Source organism: Bacillus sp. EU52, assembly GCF_037964975.1.
In the GTDB taxonomy this organism is placed as follows: domain Bacteria; phylum Bacillota; class Bacilli; order Bacillales; family Bacillaceae; genus Bacillus; species Bacillus subtilis.
In genome coordinates, this window is the sequence record NZ_CP150177.1 from 3,025,001 (window position 1) to 3,048,395 (window position 23,395).

The window sequence follows — 23,395 nt, forward strand, 5'->3', positions numbered from 1 at the left end:
TTCTTCGCGTTGCTTCGAATTAAACCACATGCTCCACCGCTTGTGCGGGCCCCCGTCAATTCCTTTGAGTTTCAGTCTTGCGACCGTACTCCCCAGGCGGAGTGCTTAATGCGTTAGCTGCAGCACTAAGGGGCGGAAACCCCCTAACACTTAGCACTCATCGTTTACGGCGTGGACTACCAGGGTATCTAATCCTGTTCGCTCCCCACGCTTTCGCTCCTCAGCGTCAGTTACAGACCAGAGAGTCGCCTTCGCCACTGGTGTTCCTCCACATCTCTACGCATTTCACCGCTACACGTGGAATTCCACTCTCCTCTTCTGCACTCAAGTTCCCCAGTTTCCAATGACCCTCCCCGGTTGAGCCGGGGGCTTTCACATCAGACTTAAGAAACCGCCTGCGAGCCCTTTACGCCCAATAATTCCGGACAACGCTTGCCACCTACGTATTACCGCGGCTGCTGGCACGTAGTTAGCCGTGGCTTTCTGGTTAGGTACCGTCAAGGTACCGCCCTATTCGAACGGTACTTGTTCTTCCCTAACAACAGAGCTTTACGATCCGAAAACCTTCATCACTCACGCGGCGTTGCTCCGTCAGACTTTCGTCCATTGCGGAAGATTCCCTACTGCTGCCTCCCGTAGGAGTCTGGGCCGTGTCTCAGTCCCAGTGTGGCCGATCACCCTCTCAGGTCGGCTACGCATCGTTGCCTTGGTGAGCCATTACCTCACCAACTAGCTAATGCGCCGCGGGTCCATCTGTAAGTGGTAGCCGAAGCCACCTTTTATGTTTGAACCATGCGGTTCAAACAACCATCCGGTATTAGCCCCGGTTTCCCGGAGTTATCCCAGTCTTACAGGCAGGTTACCCACGTGTTACTCACCCGTCCGCCGCTAACATCAGGGAGCAAGCTCCCATCTGTCCGCTCGACTTGCATGTATTAGGCACGCCGCCAGCGTTCGTCCTGAGCCAGGATCAAACTCTCCGATAAATGGATCACAGGTTAAGTTCACCGCATCCTGCGGCGACACCTGCGTGACCTGCGTCGTGCAGACCCTAGTTTGACTGACTACGCACATCGCTGTGCGATTTTTAAAAACTGAATTAACAGGTACGTTTTGTCTTGTTTAGTTTTCAAAGATCATTTCGTTACTTCTCAATGAATCAATGAAGCAGCTTTACTAATATAACATTCAGCTTCTTTTTTGTCAACAACTTTTTTCAAGTTGTTTTGAAGCATCTAGTTTGTGTCCGCTGTGCATCAGCGACGTTTAATAATATAACACCTGTATTTATTTATTGCAATAGTTTTTTTAAAAAAATCTATAAAACAAATAAACTATAATCCTCGCCATGATTTCTAAAGCGTGTGTATCATATAAGTTTCTTAAAAGAACATATACATCAGTCATGTGATCTTGTTGTTTTTTTCGTTTTCTTGTATAGTAGAAACGAACTAAATACTGATGACCACAAGGGGAGCATTAAAGCTGAGAGTGAGCGGTTTCGTTCTGACCCTTTGAACCTGTTAGTTAACGCTGGCGTAGGGATGTGGCAAAGTCAAATGAATTGCAGATCGTAAAGCAGTGCGTGGAACTTTTCTCATCCTTCCGCGTGCTGCTTTTTTGTTGTCCTTTTGGTTGTCTGTCAATGGAAGGAGATAGATATGAATCAATCTAAGCAACTGGTTCGCCTTGTTGAAATTGCCATTATGACAGCGGCAGCCGTTATTTTAGACATTGTCTCAGGAATGTTTCTTAGCATGCCTCAAGGAGGCTCGGTCTCCATCATGATGATTCCGATCTTTTTAATTTCGTTTCGCTGGGGTGTCAAAGCAGGTCTTACTACAGGTTTGTTGACAGGTCTAGTACAAATAGCAATCGGAAACTTGTTTGCTCAACATCCTGTACAGCTATTGTTAGATTACATTGTCGCTTTCGCAGCAATCGGCATAAGCGGCTGTTTCGCTTCTTCAGTCCGTAAAGCCGCTGTATCAAAAACAAAAGGGAAATTGATTGTTTCAGTGGTAAGCGCAGTTTTTATCGGCAGTTTGCTGCGCTATGCCGCGCATGTCATTTCAGGAGCTGTGTTTTTCGGCAGCTTTGCTCCAAAAGGAACACCGGTATGGATTTATTCTTTAACTTATAATGCGACTTACATGGTACCTTCATTCATTATTTGTGCAATTGTCCTATGTTTATTATTTATGACAGCACCCCGTTTGCTTAAAAGTGACAAAGCGTAAAAGTAAAAATCCCCCAGCGAATTCCGCTGGGGGATTTTTCGTTATCTGTTAAGAAGCGTTTTTAAAGCTGAAAGATCCGGCCAGCCAAGACCTACTTCTTTCAGCCTTACTCCGGCAATTTCAAAGTTGTCCTCCGCTACTCTTTCAGGTGAATAGGCCTGATAAAATATAATCGAGGGATTCTGCTCAATAACCCAAACAAACATACTTGAAAAACCATGTTGAAGCAAAAACTCCGCTCCTTTTGCTAAGAGCGCCCTGCCTGCACCTTGCCGCTGGCGCTCTTCCAGAAGATAAATAGCGTATAACTCGCCGTCATAGCCTTCTTGTTCAGAGCGAATAGGTCCAAATGAAGCAAAGCCGAATACTGAATCCATTTCGTCCTGAGCAACAAATACTCCTTTTAACGAGCGACTTTTCCATTTGTCTTCAAATTCCTTATAGTTCAGGCTGTTTAAATAATCAATCGGGATAATTTCGTGGTATGTTGTCCTCCAGCTGTCTACATGCACTTTTGCAATACCCTTTATATCCTCTAACTTCGCTTCACGTACAGTTACCATACGGTTCTGTCCTTTCCTTACTCTGATTTTTGGACCGTTTTGGCTTCTTTGATTTCATTTGTTAATTCATTGATGCTTTGTTTTACGTTTCCTTTTCCTGAAAAGTTCTCAAGCATTTCTTTTACATCGATTCCCGAGGATGCTTTTAAACTTTCTTGCAGACTTGACATTAAGTTCGTCGCATAGCTGGTTACTTTGTTTGCTCCGCTTGATTCACCGCTTCCTCCTGTATCGACAACGGTGATTTTATCAATATTTGAAAGAGGTGCCGCTGCTTGTTTCGCGTATTCCGGAAGCATTTTGACAATCATATCGAAAATCGCCGCCTGCCCGTACTGTTCAAAGGCGGCCGCAATTTTCTCTTTTGCTTCCGCTTCTGCAAGACCTTTCAGGCGGATAACCTCTGCTTCTGTCTCTCCTTTCGCTTTTTCCGCTTCTGCTTTTGCTAGCCCGTCAATTCTTACTTTTTCCGCCTCAGCCTTTGCCATTGCTTCAATACTGTACTTCTTGGCATCGGCTTCCGCGAGCTGTTTGGCTTTCTCAGCTGCTGCGGACTGCTCAACAGAATAACGGTCTGCATCGGCTTTTTTCTTTACCTCTGAGTCGTATTGACGTTCACGGCGAAGAATTTCTTTTTCTTCTAGTTCTATTTGTTTTTGGCGTTCGATAATTTTAACCTGCATTTCCTGCTCTGTGACTTGCTGGCGCGCTCTGGCAGTCTCTAAATCATATGCCTGGTCGGCATTCGCTTTTGCCGTATCTTGTTCTCTGCGGAATTCAGCCATTTTGAGCTGATTGATTTTTTCAGCTTCAGCGATTTCCGTCGCCCGTTCAAGTTCTGATTTTTTTGCGTCTTTATCGGCTTCTGCCCGCTTAATTCGGGTTTCTTTATCAGCCTCTGCTGTCGCGATATCAGCATCGCGTTTTACTTGGGCAATTCTCGGTTTCCCTAATGATTCAAGATAACCGTTTTTATCACGCACATCTTTAATGGTAAAGGAAACAATCACAAGCCCCATTTTCGCGAGGTCCTGTGAAGCGACACGCTGCACCTCTTGAGAAAATTTCTCCCTGTTTTTATAGATTTCTTCAACTGTCATTGAGCCGAGAATGGAACGAAGGTGGCCTTCTAAAACCTCCCGCGCTTCCTGCTCACGGTCGTCTTTTGATTTCCCTAAAAATTGTTCGGCCGCTGTAGCGATTTCTCCTATAGAACCGCCGATTTTAATAATCGCAGTTCCATCGGCCATTACTGGCACTCCTTGTTCTGTATAGACTTCAGGTGTCGAAACATCGAGTTTGCTTGATAATAAGCTTAGCGGCTCTGCCTGCTGGAAGACGGGAAGGACAAAGGTTCCTCCGCCGCGGACGATTTTAATACGGTTGCCGCCTTCATCGACATGAACATTTTTATTGCCCAGATAGCTCCCTGTTACAATTAACGCTTCATCAGGCCCTGCTGTACGATACTTCGTAATAAACACAGCTATTAGTGCAATTAATAAAAAGAATACAACTCCGATGATCATTATAATCGGCATTGTCATATCAAATTCCTCCTTTTATGTTAAATGGGTTCATGCGGAGTAACCGAAAGAACTCCGTTGTTAATATCTACGACTAACACCGTTGTCCCGTAACTGATCTGCTGATTATCAAAACTGACCGCTGACTTTGAAATGGTCCCGCCTATCCCTTCTATGACCACTTCACCAAACCCGTCAACCGGCACAGCTGTAATCACTTTACCGAGTCTTCCTCTGAGATCATCTTCTCTATATGCCAATGATTCTTCTGCAGATGATAATGGCACCAGTACAAAGATGTGAAGCAATACCACCAGCATGATCGAAAGGATGCAAGATAAAAGCGCAATCAGCAAGCTTGACAGAGGCAATACAAGTTCACCTATATATCCGCCCGCTGAAAAACATGTAAAAAATGAGAGCACTAATGTCGGATTAAGAAACGGAATGCCTTCTGACAGCCCTGAAAATACATCTCCGAAAAACAGGAATAACAGCGTAAGGCTGCCCGCAATAATAAGCGTATAAAGATACATTGTTTGTATAGGTACTCCAAATAACTCCAACTTCCTCATCCTTTCTTCATCAATGCATTGATGAACGGCTGCCGTTACCATTTATACGAGACACCTCGGGAAAAGTTTCAAAATTTTAAGACAAATAACCCATTTGAAGTGCTTTATAAATGATAATTGCTTATATATATGGTAATGTCATTTTAGGAGGAGATATGATGAGTATCTTTAATGAAGCCAGATTAGAAACGTGGAACGAATTGAAAGGACTTTCTGACGAAAAGCTGAATCAAAAGCCTTCTGCTGAAGAATGGAGCATACGGGAAGTTCTTGACCATTTGAAAAAAATCGATATGACCGCACAAAAAATGTTGAAGGAACGTGTAAAGGACGCTCCGATTAAAGAAATTGAAGAAAAACCGCTTGAGGTAGCACAGGACAGAAATAATAAACGGAAAGCCCCGAGTCATCTTGAGCCTGCGCATGATTTTATTTCAGGCAGCCAAATGAAACGTGAGCTTGATGTGGTAAGAGAGCAGCTGACTGCTGCGATTGCCTCTCTGAAAGAAGAAGATTTTGAAAGAGTGCTTCCGCATCCTGTGTTTCAAGAGCTGACTGTCAGACAGTGGATCGATTTTATCGGCCATCATGAAAAACGGCACCTCAGCCAAATGAAAGAAATTAAAGAAAAGATAGAAAGGGCCTGATTTAATCAGACCCTTTCTGCTTTTCGTTTGACTTTTCGCTGATAGGAATGAACTTCTATTTCATCACCTGTGTAAACAGCACCAGGTCTTTCCACAATACAGACAATCCCTCTAATGCCCAGTGCGTGGCGGACGAAAGCCGACGCCAGCTTCGGTTGGTCCGGATAATAAGACTGAATGACTTCTCCCGGCTGGATACAAGGATCATTTTCGCCCTCACACAGCAGAGCCGCTCCGCTCGGAAAAATAATCCGGCTTCCTTCTTTTAATGAAGTAAGATCTGGCATACCGCTGACTGCCACATTCGCCCCGAGCCATTCCGGCAAAATTCTCGGCACTCCCATTTTTAAAGCGATTTCGTTGCATTCCTCTATTGAAACAATTGAAATTTGTCTGCGGTTGAAAATTTCAGTCCCTCTTGAAAACATTGGTTCTCTGGCTCCCGCTTTTTTGGTCAGGCCAAAATGCAAGTCGCCGGGGATGCCGCCATAATCAAAATCAAGCTTGTCCATTTGCTTTGTTACGAAGCTTTCTGTATCTGCGATATATAAGCCTTCCGCTTTTGCAGTCATCCGCTTCCACATCAGCTGGCACCTTCTTTCTTATCTAAAATTTCCACCTATGCTTCATTATCCCAAAAAATCCCGCTCTGTAAAGGAGCGGGATTTTGATTATACCGTTTTAGGCGTAAGGTTAAAGCAGCGCTTGTAGATCCAGTTGTATGCTTTTTCATTTAAATCTCTAGGGTTTCCGAAGGTTTGCGGATCTTTCATTGCTTCTTTAGACAAGCGTTCGATCATATCAGGTGATACTCCCTGCTCTTCTAAAGTCGGCACTTCTAAATCTTCGACCAGATCATACATCCAATTGACAGATGCTTTCGCAGCTTCTTCTGTTGTCATCTTGCTTGTATCAATACCGAACGCTTTCGCAATACGCGCAAACTTCTCAGGATAGCCCTTCCAGTTGTATTCCATGACAGGGCCCATCATCGCCGCTACACATTGTCCGTGAGCGACTGGGATAATACCGCCAAGCGTTTGGCTCATCGCATGAGCCGCGCCCGCTGATTCACTTCCGTAAGAAAGACCGGCAAGCATCGCTGCCTGCGCCATTCCGTACCTTGCTTCCAGATCCTCTCCGTCAGCAAATGCCCTCTTAATGTAATGAGCGGCATACTCAATCGCCATTAGGGCAACCGCATCCGTGATTGGCTGTGCAAATTTCATTGTATAGCACTCAATGGCATGGGCGAGCGCATCAATTCCCGTCATAGCTGTTACATGCGGAGGCATTGAAACATGAAGCTCAGGATCAATGATGGTCAAGTGCGCTGCAATCAGCGGACCGCCCGTGTTGAATTTGAATTCTCTTTCTTCATCTGTGATAACCGCCCATTGGGTTACTTCTGATCCTGTTCCAGCTGTAGTGGGAATTGTCGTCAGCGGAGGAATGCGGTTTTCCAGCGGTTTTTTCCCATCTGCCGCTTCATAATCAAGCACGCTTCCTTCGTGAGTCGCTTCTACTCCGATTGCTTTTGCTGTATCCATGGAGCTTCCGCCTCCGACTGCCACCAAACCATTACAGTTCTCTTTTTTGTAAAGCTCAGATCCTTCATTCACCAGACGGACAGGCGGGTTTGGCTCAACTTTATTAAAGAGCACCACTTCAATGCCTGCTTCTTTAAGTGATTCGATTACAGGATCAGCAACACCGGCTTTATAAATCCCTGGGTCTGTGACAAGGAGCGCTTTTGAAACGCCCAGTGCAGCTACTTCCTCACCCGTATGCTTGATGGCTCCGATTCCATGCTTAATCACAGTCGGAATTTCAAATGTGTGGAATTTCTGCATGCTTTCTACCTTCATATTTAATGTCATCATCAATCTCCCCCTCTTATGAATTAAACCAGTTAACCGCTGCCGGTTTTGTATTGCGGTATACATGTTTGACTTCTGTGTATTCTTCAAGGCCTATTTTTCCAAGCTCGCGTCCGAACCCGGATTGCTTATATCCGCCCCATGGCGCTTGTGCAAAGTACGGATGAAAATCGTTGATCCAAACGGTTCCCATTCTCAAGCGGGCTGCTACCCGTTCGCACTTTTCAATGTCTTTTGACCATACCGCTCCAGCCAAGCCATAGATGGTATCATTCGCAAGCTCGATTACCTCTTCTTCAGAGCTGAAGGTTTCGACTGTCAATACAGGACCGAAAACCTCTTCCTGAACGATTCTCATGTCAGAATTACAGTTTGAGAAAATAGTAGGTTCATAGAAAAAGCCGTTTTGAAGCTCAGGATCTTCCGGGCGTTTGCCTCCTGTCTCCAGCTTCGCGCCTTCCTCTATTCCGATCTCTACATATTTTTCTACCTTTGCCCTGTGCTCCGCCGAAATAAGCGGACCGCTTTCTGTCTCAGCATGAAAACCGTTTCCGAGTTTTATGCGTTTTGCCCGTTTGACCAGCTCCGCCAAAAATTGATCATGAATGGCATCCTCAACAAGCAAGCGGGAACCTGCAGAGCATACTTGGCCGGCGTGGAAAAATACAGCGTTTAAGGCCTGATCAACCGCAACTTCTAAATCCGCGTCCTTGAAAACAATATTTGGGTTTTTCCCGCCAAGTTCAAGGGCGATTTTTTTGACGTTTCCGCTTGCCGCCCGCATGATTTTTTTGCCTGTTTCAATTCCGCCCGTAAATGAAATCAAATCGACGTCTTTGTTTACGGCAAGCTCGTCGCCCACTGTGGCTCCCGGTCCAAGAACAAGATTTGCGACACCTTTTGGAACACCGGCTTCTTCCATCAGCTTAAAGACTTTGATTGTCGTCAGCGGCGTAATCTCACTCGGCTTCATGACGATTGTGTTTCCTGCGGCCAGTGCAGGGGCGATTTTCCAGCTCGCTTGAAGGAGCGGATAATTCCATGGAGTGATCTGGCCGCAAACCCCGATTGGCTCCCTAATAATTTTGCTTTCTGAATCAGGAATCGGAGATGAAATGATCTCTCCGCCATCTTTGTCTGCCAAGCCGGCGTAATATTGAAAAACATTGGCGATATCGTCCATATCGGCCTTGCTTTCTTCGAGTGTTTTTCCTGTATCAAGAGATTCAAGCTCAGCCAGCTCCTCAAGATCGCGTCTGATTAATTCCGCAATTTTCAGAACAATTTTTCCGCGTTCAAGCCCGGATAGCGATGACCATTCTCCTTTGTCAAATGCTCTGCGTGCGGCTGCGATTGCTTTGATGGCGTCCTCTCGCCCTCCCTCGCTTACAGTTGCAATTTCTTCTTGATTAAATGGGTTGATAATACTGCGGATCTGTTCTTTTTCGGCACTGATCCATTCTCCGTCAATGAATAATGTTTGACTCATATAAGCCTCCTTGACGTAAATAAAGTTTGTTAAATAAAAATTTAATGTTTTTAACAACCTTAATCTAACATATGGTTTTTAAACTGTCAAAGTCCCATTTTGATTTTTCTTTTTGACTTTTCCTCATGTTTCGTTAAGATAAAGAACATAAAGAAATAACTTAACGAATTTAATTTTCTAAAGGAAAAGAGGGTCAGTATGGATGAAAATCCAGAATTTGCAGCTATAGAACAGGCTCGGGATCTTGTTATTGACTCCATTGCTGAAACGATGGATCTTTACGGAATTACCCGCAGTGTCGGGATTTTATATGGGACGATGTATATGAGGGATGAGATGACGCTTGACGAAATGCGTGAGGAGTTGCAAATGAGCAAACCAAGCATGAGCACTGGCGTCAAAAAGCTTCAAGACTTAAATGTAGTGAAAAAAACATTTCACCGGGGCATCCGCAAGCATACATTTGTGGCTGAGAAGGATTTCTTTAAATTTTTCACAAATTTCTTTCCACCTAAATGGGAGCGGGAGGTTCAAGTGAATGTAACAGCGATCGAGGAAGCTCAAGCTGATTTACAAAAGGTTTTATGCAAGGAAGATCTCGATGAGGATATCAAAAATGAAGCACTGCAGTTATATGATCAGCTGGAAAGCTCTAAAGCTTACTATGACTGGCTGAAACGGCTTGCTGAATCGGTGCAGACCGGAGAAATTTTTAAATTTATACCGGTCGAAACAAAGTAAAGCAGAAAACGCCTGGGAAACCAGGCGTTTTTTTGATGTAACTACTACAAATTTGAAAAATACGGGAAAAACACCCCATTTACTTCCAAAATATTTGATGGTAATTTTATGTAGGTAAAATTTGTATTTGGCCTTCAGAGGAGGTGAAAAGCGGGCAGGCCTGTTTAATTTATCATTTTTTAGGGGGAATTTTGTTATGAAACGCAAATTATTATCTTCTTTGGCAATTAGTGCATTAAGTCTCGGATTACTCGTTTCTGCACCTACAGCTTCTTTCGCGGCTGAATCTACATCAACTAAAGCTCATACTGAATCTACTATGAGAACACAGTCTACAGCTTCATTGTTCGCAACAATCACTGGCGCCAGCAAAACGGAATGGTCTTTCTCAGATATCGAATTGACTTACCGTCCAAACACGCTTCTCAGCCTTGGCGTTATGGAGTTTACATTGCCAAGCGGATTTACTGCAAACACGAAAGATACATTGAACGGAAATGCCTTGCGTACAACACAGATCCTCAATAACGGGAAAACAGTAAGAGTTCCTTTGGCACTTGATTTGTTAGGAGCTGGCGAATTTAAATTAAAACTGAATAACAAAACACTTCCTGCCGCAGGTACATATACTTTCCGTGCAGAGAATAAATCATTAAGCATTGGAAATAAATTTTACGCAGAAGCCAGCATTGACGTGGCTAAGCGCAGCACTCCTCCGACTCAGCCTTGCGGTTGCAACTAATGTAAAAGACCGGTTAACGCCGGTCTTTTTTGCGTTTTACCCTCCCCTTTTTCTCTAATTCCCGTTATCTTTTTTCTGGTTTAAAATTTAAATTGACAAACACTAGAAACAGGAGTAAATTCTTGAGTGTTCAATTTCATACAGTCTCTTTTACCGCTTAATCAAACACGAACGGGGGAACCAACGATTGGCTGTTTTTTTAACAGCCTTGGGGTGAATCTTACTAAGTAAGAGGGGGTACTCTGAATCCCTAATCCGACAGCTAACCTCGTAGGCGTATACAGAGAGGAGGTCTATTATCGACCATTCTTTGCAATGGTCTTTTTTGCTTCAAAAACGTTAATTCACTAAGGGAGATATGAACATTGGGAAGAATTAAAAATAAGCAATTTGCCGTGATCGGGCTGGGCCGGTTTGGCGGCAGCATTTGTAAAGAACTTCATAGAATGGGGCATGAGGTCCTTGCGGTTGATATCAACGAAGAAAAGGTCAATGCATATGCTTCTTACGCCACTCATGCGGTAATTGCCAACGCCACCGAAGAAAACGAATTGCTTTCATTAGGAATACGCAATTTTGAATATGTGATTGTTGCCATCGGAGCAAATATTCAAGCGAGTACGCTGACCACCCTATTATTAAAGGAGCTTGATATTCCAAATATTTGGGTAAAGGCTCAAAACTATTATCATCACAAGGTGCTTGAAAAAATCGGCGCTGACCGCATTATTCATCCTGAAAAAGATATGGGGGTTAAAATCGCACAAAGCCTTTCAGACGAAAATGTTTTGAATTACATTGATCTATCTGATGAATACAGTATTGTCGAGCTGCTGGCTACGCGCAAGCTTGATTCAAAATCGATTATTGACCTGAATGTAAGAGCAAAGTACGGCTGCACGATCCTGGCCATTAAACATCATGGAGATATCTGTCTTTCCCCCGCGCCTGAAGACATCATTCACGAGCAAGATTGCCTGGTGATCATGGGCCACAAAAAGGATATTAAACGTTTTGAAAACGAAGGGATGTAGACAAAGGTGACACTTCAAAGGGATAAAGTGATCAAATGGGTTCGGTTTACACCGCCTCAAGTGCTTGCCATTGGTTTTTTCCTTACCATTATCATCGGGGCTGTCCTATTAATGCTTCCGATTTCCACTACGAAGCCATTGTCATGGATAGATGCCCTTTTTACTGCGGCTTCCGCTACAACTGTTACAGGGCTTGCTGTTGTCGATACCGGTACTCAATTTACGGTATTCGGGCAAACAGTTATTATGGGGCTGATTCAGATTGGCGGGCTTGGATTTATGACATTTGCGGTCTTGATCGTCATGATATTAGGAAAAAAAATCGGCTTAAAAGAACGAATGCTCGTCCAGGAAGCCTTAAACCAGCCGACAATCGGCGGTGTCATTGGCCTTGTCAAAGTCCTGTTTCTGTTTTCGATCAGTATTGAATTGATAGCAGCACTCATTTTATCCATCCGGCTTGTACCTCAGTACGGCTGGTCATCCGGCTTGTTTGCAAGTTTGTTTCACGCAATTTCTGCTTTTAACAATGCCGGGTTTTCGCTGTGGCCTGATAATTTGATGAGCTACGTTGGCGATCCTACAGTAAACCTCGTGATTACTTTCTTATTTATTACAGGAGGGATCGGATTTACGGTTCTGTTTGATGTGATGAAAAATCGGCGTTTTAAAGCTTTTTCTTTACATACAAAGCTCATGCTTACAGGAACGCTGATGTTGAATGCGATTGCTATGCTTACGGTCTTTATTTTAGAATACAGCAACCCCGGCACGCTCGGCCACCTGCATATAGTGGATAAACTGTGGGCGTCCTATTTTCAGGCAGTGACGCCGAGAACCGCAGGCTTCAATTCTCTAGATTTTGGAAGCATGAGAGAAGGAACAATTGTATTTACTTTATTATTGATGTTTATCGGAGCAGGAAGCGCATCAACGGCGAGCGGCATTAAGCTGACTACGTTCATCGTGATTTTAACATCTGTTATTGCTTACTTGAGAGGTAAAAAAGAAACGGTTATTTTCCGCCGTTCCATCAAATATCCGATTATCATTAAAGCTTTAGCTGTGAGCGTCACCAGTTTGTTCATCGTGTTTTTAGGGATTTTCGCCCTGACGATCACAGAAAAAGCGCCATTTCTTCAAATTGTGTTTGAAACCTTTTCCGCATTCGGAACTGTCGGCCTTACGATGGGGCTTACTCCTGAACTGACAACAGCTGGCAAGTGTATCATTATTGTCATCATGTTTATCGGAAGAATTGGTCCTTTAACGTTCGTGTTTTCATTCGCAAAAACAGAGCAATCAAATATCCGTTACCCTGATGGCGAAGTGTTTACAGGGTGATATCAAAAAATCCGGCGTGCAGTCGCCGGATTTTTTTATGATTCGATATGAGATTGATTTTGTCTTTTTTCCTGTTCCGCGATGATTTCGTTATCCTCCGCATTATCACGGGTCACTTTTTGTGTAAGAATCGCACCAACTGCTACAAGTATCATAACAGCGATGTAATAACCTTTTTCATTGAGTTCCAGATTATCAGCATTATAGAGTCCGATACTAAACAAAAATACTCCCGCAAAAAAAGTAAAATAAGCTAATACTGTAAAGGCAACCGTGTTTCTGCGTCTATATTTCTGCACCTTTGTTCCCTCCCGAAAGCATAGTTAAAAAGTGATAACTTCCGTGGAATATTATACCTCAAATTCCCCGGATTGGAACAAAGAATTAAAAATACCAGTAAAAAGGGCTTAGGTTGCCTCCTTTATTTCAACAGCTGAATCATCAATCCAGCCAATAAGTTTATCATTGATTTGGAATTGGTACCATACAGACTGGCCTTTCTGTTTTTTAGACACAACCTTTATGTCTTTGCCGACGTAAGATTGGGCAGAGGTAAGCCTTATGGACCGATCATCAGTAGAAGGCTTGGACCATACGTCTTGAACGGCACTGTCTTTAATAGAGGCGTTTAAATCCACAGATTTGAGGGATGGATTTACCTCATCGTACTCATCTAAATCGTATTTTTCCACAATAGCACTGATTTTGTCAGCGTAGTCAGGGTCTGTAGCATATCCTGATGTTTGCAGGGCGGTTGCCGCTTCCTTATAATTCCCTGCCTCAAGCACCGGTTTATACTTCTTTTTATTCCACGATGTGCCACGGACGAACAATTGGGCGTGATCATCCATAGATTCAAAAAACGTGCTGTATTTTCGAAACTTCGCGCGAATGGTTTTTCTTTTCCCTTTTTCAACTTCGTCCGTTTCCATCGTGACATGATGGCCTTTATAATTCCCTTTTACGCCAAAAAGGTTGTTGGCCTTAGCAGCCAGTTCACTGTTCCCCCAGTCCGATTCGAGAATGGCCTGAGCAATTGTAATGCTGGGGAGAACATGGTATTTTTCATACAAAATTTGGGCATGTCCGGACAGACTGTCTATAAATACTTGCTGTTCATCGATTTCTTCAGTTTCTTTGGATGTTTCAATCGGTTTTGATAAAGTTGTCGCTAAAACAAACAGAGCTAGCGGAATCGATACAATGAAAAATAGTGAAATCAAGAGTTTACGTTTTTTAAGTTTTTTACGGGCCATGAAAACCTTCCTTCGAATTAAAAGATTACGAATGTAAAAGAATCTACCTTTTAGAATTTTACTTGCACTTCTAATATTTTTCAATTCTTTAGGGATAAAGTTGGGAAAAGATTGCAAAACAAAAACCTTTTCGCTCAATGAAAAGGTTTTTACCATGTTTCTATTTTTGTAAATTTCTGAGTGCATTCCGATATTCCGTATCATTTATTACTTTATATGATTTGACAGTTGCCTTCGACAAACCTTCTGCTGAAACGGCCGGTTTTTCCGGAGCTGTTTTCGCTTTATCATGTGGTTTATGTGCCAGCTTGTGCCCCATTCCAGTGGCATTCATACAAAATGACAGGCAGACGAGCAGCACGCTAAGGATAAAAGAAATGAAGAAGAGATCATGATAAGCAGTCATCATAGAATCCTGTACCGAACCGCTTTGTCTGGCAGCATCTTTTTTCGTGAAAAAGCCGATGAGAATAGGAACTCCCATATAGACAAACAATCTTAAAAACTGAACAGCTGTCATTCTCTTGACCAAATCAGGCAGCGGGCCTCCCATGGCAGCTCCCATCAGCCCTGCGGCGACTGTCAGGCCTGTTCCCGCTGCAAGCATGATAAACAGTGCCGCGAACATATAAAGAGATGATCGATCCTGCATATGCAGCCATTGAAAATTCACAAAGACGAGAATGAGTCCGCCGATAATACCGAGCATCCCTGGTCCGACTTTATCGTATAACAGAGCGCTTAAAATGGCCGCGATCGCCACTCCAATTAAAAGAGTCAAGTTTAAAAAAATGAGATGCTCCTGAGAAATATCATACATTTGACGGAGCAAGCCTTGAAAAGCAGACAGGCTGACAGCTACCGTTATCGTCCCTGCAGCTATGATCAATAAGCCAAGCACCGGTTTTGGCAGCAGCATCAGTTTAATAGATATGAATGGGTTTTTCACTTTATATTCCACAATCAATAGACCAATGAGCAAACATAACGTCACCCCGAAACCAATCCATACATAACCCGATAACAGCCCCCATTTTTGCAGAAAAATGAATGAAACCGCTGAGGCTGCGGCAAGGAAAACAGATAAAAGAATTCCCGCATGATCAAGCGGCTGTTCTTGATCCGACGCCCCGTGATGCTCGTCATGAAGAAAGAAATAGCTCACCGCGACACCGATCAGGGACAAGGTGCCAAAGATGAAAAACAGCCATCTCCAATGCCCCCAGCTTGTTGCAATGGTTCCAAGGATTGTGCCGATGATAACAGAACCATAGAATCCCCCGATCAGCACAAGCAGTGCATAGTTCCTGCGTTCAATCGGGAATGACAGTACAAGCATTGGAATCATAATCATCAGCATGACGCCTGTTGCCTCCCCCTGTAAAAAGCGCCCTGCCGCCATCCATGCAACATCGCTTGAACATGCGATGAGCAGTGAACCTAGTATAAAAACAGGTAATGAAGCCAGATAGACGGGACGAGCACCGAATTTTTTCCTCAGCAACGGTCCTGCCGGAACTAACAAGGCAAAGGCCATATTGCCGATCAATATCGGATTTACTGATGTGAAGACACTTGTTCCAACCGCTTTCTGAACAAGGCCTTGAACTGATGACAATGCCGTGTTAGACATCAATCCCGGCCCGACCGCTAAGACGGCGAGCAAAGAAATCACCCAATAGTGTTTTGTCTTCATGTTGTCATCCCTTCCTATATGAATACATGTGAAACACATCATTTTTTGAAAACAAAAGAAGCTAATAGATTTTGCATACCATTAGCTTTCATTCTAATATTCTCCCTTTCAGGGGAAATGATATTATTTTATTATAATTATGTGAATGAATGAGCATATAATCAAATATTATTTCAAATCGATTGTGTTTTGTCAATGGAGTAAATTTCAAGCACAACATAGAAAGCTTGAAAGCTTTTCCCCGATATTGTGTCTAGAACTGCACTTATGAATCCCTGCTCGTTCCCTCAAGCGAATTAAAGCAGGCCGTTTTAATCCTTTCAATCCACTATTCCAACTAATAAACTCGAATAAGTTGGTGATAAGACAACATTTTGCCCCCACATTTTTTTTGTTCACTGGGCGTTTGCCGCCTCTAAATTGTATATGGGTAAATACCATGAATTAACCTATGAAATACCAATGTAAGGAAATTCTAAATATTCCGGGAGGCAAAAACGAATGGAACTGTATGAGTGTATCCAAGACATTTTTAGCGGCTTGAAAAATCCATCGGTTAAAGATTTAGCAACGTCTTTAAAACAAATTCCAAACGCAGCAAAATTAAGTCAACCGTATATTAAGGAACCAGACCAGTACGCTTACGGCCGAAATGCCATCTATCGAAATAATGAATTGGAAATTATCGTGATTAACATTCCGCCAAACAAGGAGACAACTGTACATGATCATGGTCAATCCATTGGTTGTGCAATGGTGTTAGAAGGAAAGCTTCTTAATTCTATTTATCGCTCAGCCGGCGAACACGCAGAACTCTCCAATTCATACTTTGTCCACGAAGGAGAATGCCTTATTTCAACCAAAGGTTTAATTCACAAAATGTCTAATCCCACATCCGAACGAATGGTATCTCTTCATGTCTACTCCCCTCCTTTGGAAGACATGACAGTCTTTGAGGAACAAAAGGAGGTATTGGAAAATTCATGATTGACAGATAAACTGCTCACTTTGACTTCGCTCAACTGGAGGATTCAGAGAGTGAAACCTTTTCCTCAAAACAAAAAAACCCTTATAGAATAAGGGTTTAAAGGTATGGAGCCAAGGGGGCTCGAACCCCTGACCTCTACGCTGCCAGCGTAGCGCTCTCCCAGCTGAGCTATGGCCCCGTATGTAATGTCATGTTTATTATAGATGATTTTATTTTGAAAAACAAGCTGTTTCCTCTTGAATTGACAGAAAAAATAAGGCTCGTAAAAGAGCCTTATTTTCGACTTACATCATGATCAAAAGTAAAATCACACCGAGAATAATTCGATAGATTGCAAATGGGACAAGTTTGATTTTGTTAATCAGCCTTAAGAAGAAACGGACGACAAACAGTGCGACAACAAAGGCACAGATAAAGCCGACGATGAAAAATGGCATCAGATCCGAGCTTAAGCTGTCCCAATGCTTCACGAGGCTTAGAAAGCTGGCTCCCATCATGATCGGCATCGCCATAATAAACGTAAAGTCGGCTGCAGCTCGGTGGTTTAATCCGAGAATAACACCGCCGGAAATGGTTGAACCCGAACGCGAGAAACCCGGCCAAAGGGCAAGACATTGGAATAAGCCGACGGCTATCGCCTGTTTATAGGAAATGCGGTCAAGTGTGTCTGTCGCTGTTTTCCGCTTATTGACCCAGTCAGCAAAAAGCATGAGGATTGCCCCGGCAATTAAACCGATGGCCACAGTTTTAACGGAAAATAAATATTCATCAATGTAATCTTCAAACAAAAAGCCGAGAACAGCTGCAGGCACGAGTCCGACGGCAATTTGGGCAATGCTTAATTTATGTCCCTGCTCCTGGTCGCTTGTGATATTTTTTTTCAAGCCGAGTAAGTTTAAAATTCGGTCTTTAAACACGATAGCTACTGCTAAAATGGAGCCTAGCTGAATAACCACCTTGAATGAGTTAGCAGCTTCTTCTGACATCAGATTACTTGATTTAAGCCAGATGTCGTCTACTATAATCATATGTCCTGTCGAAGAAACCGGCGCGTACTCTGTTAATCCTTCTACGATTCCTAAAATGGCGGCTACAAACAATTCCCATAGAGTCATGATTTTGATTCTCCCCATTAGACATTTATTTTTTTACATAACGGGAGCTTCCCATAAATGGAAAGCCCGTCTTATATAACTATAAACGAAAATCACACTTTATGCCCCGGCGTATTTTCATTTTTTTCTTCATCGTATAAATGTGACCGCATTTTAAACCAGTCAAATAAATGTGTCGTAATGACTTTGGCAACCGCATAGCCGGGAATCGCAAGAATGATTCCAACAACGCCAAACAGCTTGCCGGCTGTTAACAGCAGAAAAATAATCGTAATCGGATGGATGTGAAGGTTTTTTCCCATAATTTGCGGAGAGATCAGCTTCCCTTCAATCAGCTGAACAATGGTCCAAACGATCACCAGCTTAAGCAGCATGAGCGGCGATGTCACTATGGCAATGATAATCGCAGGCGTAATGGCAATCGTTGGCCCTAAATATGGAACGATGCTTGTGCAAGCCGCAATGACTGCAAGCAATGAAGCATAATCCAGCCCGATAATCAAATAACCGATAAACAGCAAAAACCCGATACAGAAGCTGACAATGATCTGGCCTCTGATATAAGAGCTTAACCGATGATTCATTTCGCTTAAGACTGTATATGTCTGTTCTTTCAATCGAGTCGGCACAAACTTCAGTATGTAGACTGGTAATTTTCTTCCGTCTTTTAGCAAATAAAATAGAATAAACGGAACCGTGACGATCGAAATGATAATCTCAGTCAGGGCGCCGATAAAATTCCCAACACCGGTAAAGGTGCTGTTCACGATCGTCGCTGCCTGATCCGAAACCTTTGTAGCAAGATCAGATATATTAATGTTCATCGTTTGCTGGGCTTGATTGACGAAGTTGCTGCCAATCAGCTGTTTCGTCTGATTTTCAACGACGTCCACATATCTCGGGATATTGTCAATCAAACTCATAATTTGTTCTTTTAAGAAGGGAATGATGGACACGATCGTGATCGTGATCAGCCCGATAACCAATAGATATAGCAGCAATATAGAATAGATTCTTCTTATTCTTCTTCTCTCCAGAAAATCGACGACTGGGTTTAACAGATAAAAAACAATGCCTGTCAAAATAATCGGAAGTGATATCGTTTTGAGCAGAACAATAATCGGGGTGAAAATAAATGATGTTTTTGTAAATACTAGAATATTTAAACCAATCAGCAGCAGCACAAGCAAAAATAAAACAAACTTATTATCCAAGAAGAATCGCTTGAATCTGCCGCTCCATGTTTGCAACGTCTCCACTATCGTTCCTCCGTCATACATAGTTTAATTAAATTGTACACTATCGTCCCTATAATGAAAAATAAAAACCGTTAATTGCTGGAAAAGCTTTCACGGTTTTAACATTCTATTTATATCTATCATGTGATTTTGTTCTTTTTAAGCTATAATTTAGCTATATCATACAAAAGGAGCGATACGAGTGATACGTTTTGCAATAATAGGAACCAACTGGATTACAGACCGCTTTCTTGAGTCAGCAGCGGATATCGAAGATTTTCAGCTGACTGCTGTTTATTCAAGATCGGCTGAACGCGCTGGCGAGTTTGCTGCTAAACACAACGCTGCGCATGCCTTCTCAGACCTTCAGGAAATGGCGGCGAGCGATTGCTTTGATGCCGTATACATAGCGAGCCCGAACGCTCTTCACAAGGAACAAGCCGTTCTCTTTATGAACCATGGCAAGCATGTGCTTTGTGAGAAGCCATTTGCTTCGAATACAAAAGAAACAGAAGAGATGATCTCAGCGGCTAAGGCAAACGGCGTTGTTCTCATGGAAGCAATGAAGACCACTTTCCTGCCGAATTTCAAAGAGCTGAAAAAACACCTGCATAAAATCGGCACTGTCCGCAGATTTACCGCAAGCTACTGCCAGTATTCCTCACGGTATGACGCGTTCAGAAGCGGAACTGTTTTGAATGCGTTTCAGCCTGAGCTTTCCAATGGGTCATTAATGGATATTGGCGTCTATTGTATTTATCCGGCTGTTGTGTTGTTTGGCGCGCCGAAGGATGTAAAAGCAAACGGATATGCTTTATCCTCCGGAGTGGACGGAGAAGGAACTGTCATTCTGTCTTACGACGGGTTCGAAGCTGTTCTGATGCATTCCAAAATCTCTACTTCCTATGCCCCGGCTGAAATCCAGGGTGAAGACGGGACGATTGTAATCGATACGATTCACCGGCCTGAACGTGTTGAAATCCGCTACCGGGACGGCCGCCTTGAAAACATCGCGATCCCTGATCCTAAACCAGCGATGTTCTATGAAGCAGAAGAATTTGTCACGCTCATAAAAGAGAATAAGCTGGCATCTGAAGAAAATACATTTGAACGGTCTTTGACCACCGCAAAAATTATGGAAGAAGCAAGAAAGCAAATGGGGATTGTATACCCTGCTGATCAAGCTTAAAAAAATCCGCACGCGCGCAAATGCCGCGGCGGATTTTTTATTAGACAATCGGAGAAGATGCCTTCCTTTTTAAAAGCACCTGTTGTTCATATTCTTTGATGTCATGAAGCCATGCTTCTTTTACCGGAACGCCCATTTGCTCACAGTAGGAATCCCAGATGGCTCCGAAAGGATATGTTTTGAATTCCTCCATCAGGGCCAGCCTTTCTGTATAGCGGCCCTCTTCCTGCAATTGTTTTAAATATCCGTTCGGGAGAAGCAGGGCATACAATAAAGCTTTGATCATATTTCTCGTTCCGATAGTCCAAGCGGCTACACGGTTAATGCTGGCATCGAAAAAATCCAGACCGATGGCGACCTTCTCAAGAGCCTGATTTCGTACAATTTCAAGAGAGATTTCTCTCAATTCATCATCCAAAACCACTACATGGTCGCTATCCCAACGAACAGGCCGCGATACGTGCAAGGCAAGCTTGTCTGTGTAAAGCAGCATGGACGAGATTTTGTTCGATACCGTCTCAGTCGGATGGAAATGGCCTGTATCAAGTAAACAAAGCTTATGGTTCGTCAAAGCATAAGCTAAATAAAATTCATGAGATCCGACAACATATGATTCGGAGCCAAGCCCGAACAGCTTGCTCTCGATTGAATCAAGATTATGTTGTTCACTGATCTCCTCTGCGAAGATCCGATCCAGTGATTCTTTTAGTCTTTTACGCGGTGTCAGCCTATCACTCGGGATATCCTTATAGCCGTCGGGAATCCAAATATTCGTCAAGCAAGGTGTTCCTAATTCTTTCCCGAAGTATTCCCCGATACGGCGGCAAGCGATGCAATGCCTGATCCAAAATTCTCTGATATCCGGATCAGGGTGTGAAAGGGTGAGTCCGTCAGCCGCTTTCTCATGCGAAAACAAGGTTGGATTAAAATCTAAACCGAGACCAAGGTTTTTTGCCCATTTCACCCAGTTTTCAAAATGCTGCGGCTTCAATTCGTCACGTTCTACCGCTTCCCTGTTTGTTTCTGCGTATATCGCATGCAGGTTTACGCGGTGCTTTCCAGGAATGAGAGAAAGAGCCTTCTCCAAATCTCTTCTTAATTCTTCAGGAGTTTGCGCTTTTCCGGGATAATTGCCAGTCACGTCAATTCCGCCTGAAAGCTCGCCCTTATTTACTTCAAAGCCTTCAATGTCGTCACCCTGCCAGCAATGGATCGAAATGGGCACTTGCTCTAATTGCCGAAGCGCCTCTTCAACATCAATTCCCCATTTTTCATATGCCTGTTTTGCACTGTCATAATTGGCTTTTATGGTCATACGGCTCTCTCCCTTTATCAGTTTTTTAATCCAAATAAAAAACTTCCTTTAGATCTATCGCAACAGGACTGAAATCCGAATTTGTTTTCATTAATGGCGCCATCGATTTCCACCATCTTTGGCAAACTTCCGTGTCCGCCATCTTTCTCCATTTCTCTTCATCCTCTATTTCTAAATATGCAAAAAGCCTGCCTGTTTCCTCGTCTAGAAAAATGGAATAATGGTGTGCTCCATGAGCTTTGAGTGCTTCTGCCATCTCAGGCCAAATGTCATCATGCCGCTGTTTGTATTCTTCGTACTTGTCTTGATGGACAAACATGATACTGGCTTTTCTTTTCAAACTTTTTCACCTCTTCATCATTTAGATAGCGCTTTCAAAACAGTTTGCTGAAATGACTGAATGATCGTGCTTCTGTCAATGTCTTTAGGTGTAAACACTTTGATCGAAAAGGAATTTCTGACGACTTGCCGGGCTTCTTTTATGTCTTTGACTTCTTTGGCAGCAATCATTTGCATCAAAAGATTTCCGGTGGCAGTTGCCTCTATCGGCCCTGCATATACCGCTTTTCCACTCATGTCTGCCGTTAATTGATTTAAGAAATCATTCCGGGCTCCGCCGCCGATGATATGAAATTGCTCGATCGGTTTTTCTGTGATTGTTTCGAGCTCTTTGATGGCTATCGCATAGATGATGGCTAAATTGCTGTAGATGCAGCAGGCAAGTTCGCCTGCAGTACGGGGAATCTTTTGGCGGGTTTGTCTGCAATAATGTTGTATTTCCTTTATCATGTTTTCTGGATTCAGGAATCGTTTATCATTTAAGTTTATAAATTGCTGGAATGGTTCTGTTTTTTCGGCTTCTTCTGCAAGCTGCTGGAAAGAGTAATCTGCTTGTAACTGCTGTCTGACTTCTTGTATCACCCACATGCCGATAATGTTTTTGAGAAAGCGAATGGTGTTGTTTGCGCCGCGTTCATTTGTATAGTTGTTTTCTAAAGCAAGATCAGTTATTATCGGTGTTTTGTTTTCAATCCCGATTAACGACCATGTTCCGCTGCTGATATACGCCCAGCCATCATTTACTCCTGGCGCTGCAATGACGGCCGAGGCCGTATCATGTGTTGCGACTGTCATCACCTTGCACGCCGGGAGATCATAATCCGGGAACCACTCATTTCTTAGCTTCCCGAGTTCACACCCCGGTTCAGTCAGCGGGGCAAATTGCTGTTCCTGAACGGACACGGCTTCAAGCAATTCAGGATCAAGATTTCCCGTTGAGGCGTTTAAAAGCTGTGTTGTGGACGCGTTTGTGATTTCCGTTACTGCTTTTCCGGTTAAACAATAGCCTAAATAATCAGGAACCATCATAATTTTGTCTGTCTTTTTCAGCAGCTCACGGTCTTCTTCATACAATTGATAGATCGTGTTGAAAGGCTGAAATTGTATTCCTGTTTTTTGATAAATTGCGGCTTTTGAGAGGGTATGTTCCAGTTTGTCTATTGTGTGATCTGTTCTTCTATCACGGTAGGAGATTGCTTCCCGCAACCGATCGCCTTTTTCGTCCAGTAAGACATAATCAACTGCCCATGTATCAATGCCTACGGTGCAGTGTTCATACCCAAGCGTCTTTACTTTTTGCAGTCCTTGCAGGATTTGTTTTAGCAAATGATCAATATCCCAAAAGCAATGCCCGTCTCTTTGACTGAAACCGTTAGCGAACCTGTGAATCTCTTGTATGTCAAGCTTCCCTTCATTCAGTTCACCTACCATGATTCTCCCGCTTGATGCGCCTATATCAATGGCAGTATAAATCATCC

General features: G+C 43.2%; 22 protein-coding genes, 1 tRNA gene, 1 rRNA gene and 2 riboswitches (1 of these 26 only partly in view). Of the genes, 8 read left to right on the forward strand and 16 right to left on the reverse strand.

Going from position 1 to position 23,395, the window contains the following annotated elements; all coding sequences use genetic code 11:
• Nucleotides 1–986, reverse strand: a 16S ribosomal RNA gene (locus NSU05_RS15600) (it extends 564 nt beyond the left edge of the window).
• 474 nt (nucleotides 987–1,460) lie between these two features.
• Nucleotides 1,461–1,562: riboswitch (TPP riboswitch) on the forward strand.
• A gap of 99 nt (nucleotides 1,563–1,661) precedes the next feature.
• Here NSU05_RS15600 and thiT point away from each other — a divergent pair.
• Nucleotides 1,662–2,240: an energy-coupled thiamine transporter ThiT gene (gene thiT / locus NSU05_RS15605; protein ID WP_038429513.1), complete on the forward strand. Its 579-nt coding sequence runs from the start codon at nucleotides 1,662–1,664 to the stop codon at nucleotides 2,238–2,240.
• Between the two features lie 41 nt (nucleotides 2,241–2,281).
• Here the strand turns inward: thiT and NSU05_RS15610 are convergent, their stop codons facing one another.
• From NSU05_RS15610 to NSU05_RS15620, 3 genes are read right to left on the reverse strand one after another with little or no spacing between them, the layout of a single operon-like run.
• Nucleotides 2,282–2,803 carry a GNAT family N-acetyltransferase gene (locus NSU05_RS15610; RefSeq protein ID WP_029318517.1) on the reverse strand — a complete coding sequence of 174 codons (522 nt, stop codon included), beginning with the start codon at nucleotides 2,801–2,803 and terminating at the stop codon, nucleotides 2,282–2,284.
• Between the two features lie 17 nt (nucleotides 2,804–2,820).
• Complete coding sequence (gene floT, locus NSU05_RS15615) at nucleotides 2,821–4,350, reverse strand: flotillin lipid rafts scaffold protein FloT (protein WP_014477772.1); 1,530 nt, start codon at nucleotides 4,348–4,350, stop codon at nucleotides 2,821–2,823.
• Between the two features lie 20 nt (nucleotides 4,351–4,370).
• Nucleotides 4,371–4,895 carry an NfeD family protein gene (locus tag NSU05_RS15620; RefSeq protein ID WP_003243808.1) on the reverse strand — a complete coding sequence of 175 codons (525 nt, stop codon included), beginning with the start codon at nucleotides 4,893–4,895 and terminating at the stop codon, nucleotides 4,371–4,373.
• Between the two features lie 167 nt (nucleotides 4,896–5,062).
• Here NSU05_RS15620 and NSU05_RS15625 point away from each other — a divergent pair, with 167 nt between their 5' ends.
• Entirely contained in the window at nucleotides 5,063–5,551 is a 489-nt protein-coding gene (locus NSU05_RS15625; protein WP_003242867.1) for a DinB family protein, read from the forward strand.
• 5 nt (nucleotides 5,552–5,556) lie between these two features.
• Here the strand turns inward: NSU05_RS15625 and NSU05_RS15630 are convergent, their stop codons facing one another.
• The 3 genes from NSU05_RS15630 to betB form a co-directional block, all read right to left on the reverse strand.
• Nucleotides 5,557–6,135 carry an MOSC domain-containing protein gene (locus NSU05_RS15630; protein ID WP_015251367.1) on the reverse strand — a complete coding sequence of 193 codons (579 nt, stop codon included), beginning with the start codon at nucleotides 6,133–6,135 and terminating at the stop codon, nucleotides 5,557–5,559.
• An 87-nt stretch (nucleotides 6,136–6,222) separates the two neighbouring features.
• Nucleotides 6,223–7,431: a choline dehydrogenase gene (gene gbsB, locus NSU05_RS15635; RefSeq protein ID WP_003243227.1), complete on the reverse strand. Its 1,209-nt coding sequence runs from the start codon at nucleotides 7,429–7,431 to the stop codon at nucleotides 6,223–6,225.
• Between the two features lie 16 nt (nucleotides 7,432–7,447).
• Entirely contained in the window at nucleotides 7,448–8,920 is a 1,473-nt protein-coding gene (gene betB, locus NSU05_RS15640) for a betaine-aldehyde dehydrogenase (RefSeq protein WP_003243430.1), read from the reverse strand.
• A gap of 198 nt (nucleotides 8,921–9,118) precedes the next feature.
• Between betB and gbsR the strand changes: the two genes are divergently transcribed.
• The 4 genes from gbsR to ktrB all read left to right on the forward strand — a co-directional run bounded on the left by gbsR (nucleotide 9,119) and on the right by ktrB (nucleotide 12,781).
• A complete protein-coding gene (gene gbsR, locus NSU05_RS15645; RefSeq protein ID WP_003244320.1) occupies nucleotides 9,119–9,661 on the forward strand; it encodes a transcriptional regulator GbsR in 543 nt (180 codons plus the stop codon).
• A 196-nt stretch (nucleotides 9,662–9,857) separates the two neighbouring features.
• Nucleotides 9,858–10,403 carry a biofilm surface layer hydrophobin BslA gene (gene bslA / locus NSU05_RS15650; protein WP_003243556.1) on the forward strand — a complete coding sequence of 182 codons (546 nt, stop codon included), beginning with the start codon at nucleotides 9,858–9,860 and terminating at the stop codon, nucleotides 10,401–10,403.
• Between the two features lie 144 nt (nucleotides 10,404–10,547).
• A riboswitch (cyclic di-AMP (ydaO/yuaA leader) is annotated at nucleotides 10,548–10,696 on the forward strand.
• Nucleotides 10,697–10,768: 72 nt separating this feature from the next.
• Nucleotides 10,769–11,437 (forward strand): potassium uptake protein KtrA, encoded by a 669-nt coding sequence (ktrA, locus tag NSU05_RS15655; RefSeq protein WP_003228942.1) that lies wholly within the window; start codon nucleotides 10,769–10,771, stop codon nucleotides 11,435–11,437.
• Nucleotides 11,438–11,443: 6 nt separating this feature from the next.
• Nucleotides 11,444–12,781 (forward strand): Ktr system potassium transporter KtrB, encoded by a 1,338-nt coding sequence (ktrB, locus tag NSU05_RS15660; RefSeq protein ID WP_038429514.1) that lies wholly within the window; start codon nucleotides 11,444–11,446, stop codon nucleotides 12,779–12,781.
• A 35-nt stretch (nucleotides 12,782–12,816) separates the two neighbouring features.
• On the opposite strand, the gene NSU05_RS15665 is transcribed toward ktrB, so the two are convergent.
• From NSU05_RS15665 to NSU05_RS15675, 3 genes are all read right to left on the reverse strand, one after another.
• Nucleotides 12,817–13,080, reverse strand: coding sequence for a YiaA/YiaB family protein (locus NSU05_RS15665; protein ID WP_003222348.1), 264 nt, complete (start codon nucleotides 13,078–13,080; stop codon nucleotides 12,817–12,819).
• A 108-nt stretch (nucleotides 13,081–13,188) separates the two neighbouring features.
• The gene (gene lytG / locus NSU05_RS15670; RefSeq protein WP_032726765.1) at nucleotides 13,189–14,037 is read right to left on the reverse strand and encodes an exo-glucosaminidase LytG; all 849 of its coding nucleotides are present in this window, start codon (nucleotides 14,035–14,037) and stop codon (nucleotides 13,189–13,191) included.
• Nucleotides 14,038–14,197: 160 nt separating this feature from the next.
• The gene (locus NSU05_RS15675) at nucleotides 14,198–15,733 is read right to left on the reverse strand and encodes an MFS transporter (protein WP_038429515.1); all 1,536 of its coding nucleotides are present in this window, start codon (nucleotides 15,731–15,733) and stop codon (nucleotides 14,198–14,200) included.
• A 501-nt stretch (nucleotides 15,734–16,234) separates the two neighbouring features.
• Here NSU05_RS15675 and cdoA point away from each other — a divergent pair.
• Nucleotides 16,235–16,720, forward strand: a complete 486-nt coding sequence (gene cdoA, locus NSU05_RS15680) for a cysteine dioxygenase (protein WP_021480465.1) — start codon at nucleotides 16,235–16,237, stop codon at nucleotides 16,718–16,720.
• 106 nt (nucleotides 16,721–16,826) lie between these two features.
• Here cdoA and NSU05_RS15685 read toward each other — a convergent pair.
• The 3 genes from NSU05_RS15685 to NSU05_RS15695 all read right to left on the reverse strand — a co-directional run bounded on the left by NSU05_RS15685 (nucleotide 16,827) and on the right by NSU05_RS15695 (nucleotide 19,095).
• Nucleotides 16,827–16,899, reverse strand: a tRNA-Ala gene (locus tag NSU05_RS15685).
• A 106-nt stretch (nucleotides 16,900–17,005) separates the two neighbouring features.
• Entirely contained in the window at nucleotides 17,006–17,836 is an 831-nt protein-coding gene (locus NSU05_RS15690) for an undecaprenyl-diphosphate phosphatase (protein WP_014477785.1), read from the reverse strand.
• Between the two features lie 92 nt (nucleotides 17,837–17,928).
• Nucleotides 17,929–19,095, reverse strand: a complete 1,167-nt coding sequence (locus tag NSU05_RS15695) for an AI-2E family transporter (protein WP_038429517.1) — start codon at nucleotides 19,093–19,095, stop codon at nucleotides 17,929–17,931.
• Between the two features lie 181 nt (nucleotides 19,096–19,276).
• Between NSU05_RS15695 and iolU the strand changes: the two genes are divergently transcribed.
• Nucleotides 19,277–20,263, forward strand: coding sequence for a scyllo-inositol 2-dehydrogenase (gene iolU / locus NSU05_RS15700; protein WP_038429519.1), 987 nt, complete (start codon nucleotides 19,277–19,279; stop codon nucleotides 20,261–20,263).
• Between the two features lie 40 nt (nucleotides 20,264–20,303).
• Here the strand turns inward: iolU and rhaA are convergent, their stop codons facing one another.
• The 3 genes from rhaA to rhaB are packed head-to-tail and all read right to left on the reverse strand — an operon-like array spanning nucleotide 20,304 to nucleotide 23,393.
• Nucleotides 20,304–21,578 carry an L-rhamnose isomerase gene (gene rhaA, locus NSU05_RS15705; RefSeq protein ID WP_038429520.1) on the reverse strand — a complete coding sequence of 425 codons (1,275 nt, stop codon included), beginning with the start codon at nucleotides 21,576–21,578 and terminating at the stop codon, nucleotides 20,304–20,306.
• A 25-nt stretch (nucleotides 21,579–21,603) separates the two neighbouring features.
• A complete protein-coding gene (rhaM, locus tag NSU05_RS15710; RefSeq protein WP_003243762.1) occupies nucleotides 21,604–21,918 on the reverse strand; it encodes an L-rhamnose mutarotase in 315 nt (104 codons plus the stop codon).
• A gap of 17 nt (nucleotides 21,919–21,935) precedes the next feature.
• Nucleotides 21,936–23,393: a rhamnulokinase gene (gene rhaB, locus NSU05_RS15715; protein ID WP_339204114.1), complete on the reverse strand. Its 1,458-nt coding sequence runs from the start codon at nucleotides 23,391–23,393 to the stop codon at nucleotides 21,936–21,938.
• Between the last annotated feature and the right edge of the window lie 2 nt (nucleotides 23,394–23,395).

What these genes read in the sequence shown, in the direction of transcription:
- rhaB (WP_339204114.1), bottom strand. Translation starts at nt 23,393, where the DNA reads ATGATTTATACTGCCATTGATATAGGCGCATCAAGCGGGAGAATCATG.
- lytG (WP_032726765.1), bottom strand. Translation starts at nt 14,037, where the DNA reads ATGGCCCGTAAAAAACTTAAAAAACGTAAACTCTTGATTTCACTATTT.
- NSU05_RS15610 (WP_029318517.1), bottom strand. Translation starts at nt 2,803, where the DNA reads ATGGTAACTGTACGTGAAGCGAAGTTAGAGGATATAAAGGGTATTGCA.
- NSU05_RS15675 (WP_038429515.1), bottom strand. Translation starts at nt 15,733, where the DNA reads ATGAAGACAAAACACTATTGGGTGATTTCTTTGCTCGCCGTCTTAGCG.
- NSU05_RS15625 (WP_003242867.1), top strand. Translation starts at nt 5,063, where the DNA reads ATGAGTATCTTTAATGAAGCCAGATTAGAAACGTGGAACGAATTGAAA.
- gbsB (WP_003243227.1), bottom strand. Translation starts at nt 7,431, where the DNA reads ATGACATTAAATATGAAGGTAGAAAGCATGCAGAAATTCCACACATTT.
- NSU05_RS15690 (WP_014477785.1), bottom strand. Translation starts at nt 17,836, where the DNA reads ATGACTCTATGGGAATTGTTTGTAGCCGCCATTTTAGGAATCGTAGAA.
- thiT (WP_038429513.1), top strand. Translation starts at nt 1,662, where the DNA reads ATGAATCAATCTAAGCAACTGGTTCGCCTTGTTGAAATTGCCATTATG.
- rhaA (WP_038429520.1), bottom strand. Translation starts at nt 21,578, where the DNA reads ATGACCATAAAAGCCAATTATGACAGTGCAAAACAGGCATATGAAAAA.
- gbsR (WP_003244320.1), top strand. Translation starts at nt 9,119, where the DNA reads ATGGATGAAAATCCAGAATTTGCAGCTATAGAACAGGCTCGGGATCTT.
- betB (WP_003243430.1), bottom strand. Translation starts at nt 8,920, where the DNA reads ATGAGTCAAACATTATTCATTGACGGAGAATGGATCAGTGCCGAAAAA.
- floT (WP_014477772.1), bottom strand. Translation starts at nt 4,350, where the DNA reads ATGACAATGCCGATTATAATGATCATCGGAGTTGTATTCTTTTTATTA.
- NSU05_RS15630 (WP_015251367.1), bottom strand. Translation starts at nt 6,135, where the DNA reads ATGTGGAAGCGGATGACTGCAAAAGCGGAAGGCTTATATATCGCAGAT.
- bslA (WP_003243556.1), top strand. Translation starts at nt 9,858, where the DNA reads ATGAAACGCAAATTATTATCTTCTTTGGCAATTAGTGCATTAAGTCTC.
- cdoA (WP_021480465.1), top strand. Translation starts at nt 16,235, where the DNA reads ATGGAACTGTATGAGTGTATCCAAGACATTTTTAGCGGCTTGAAAAAT.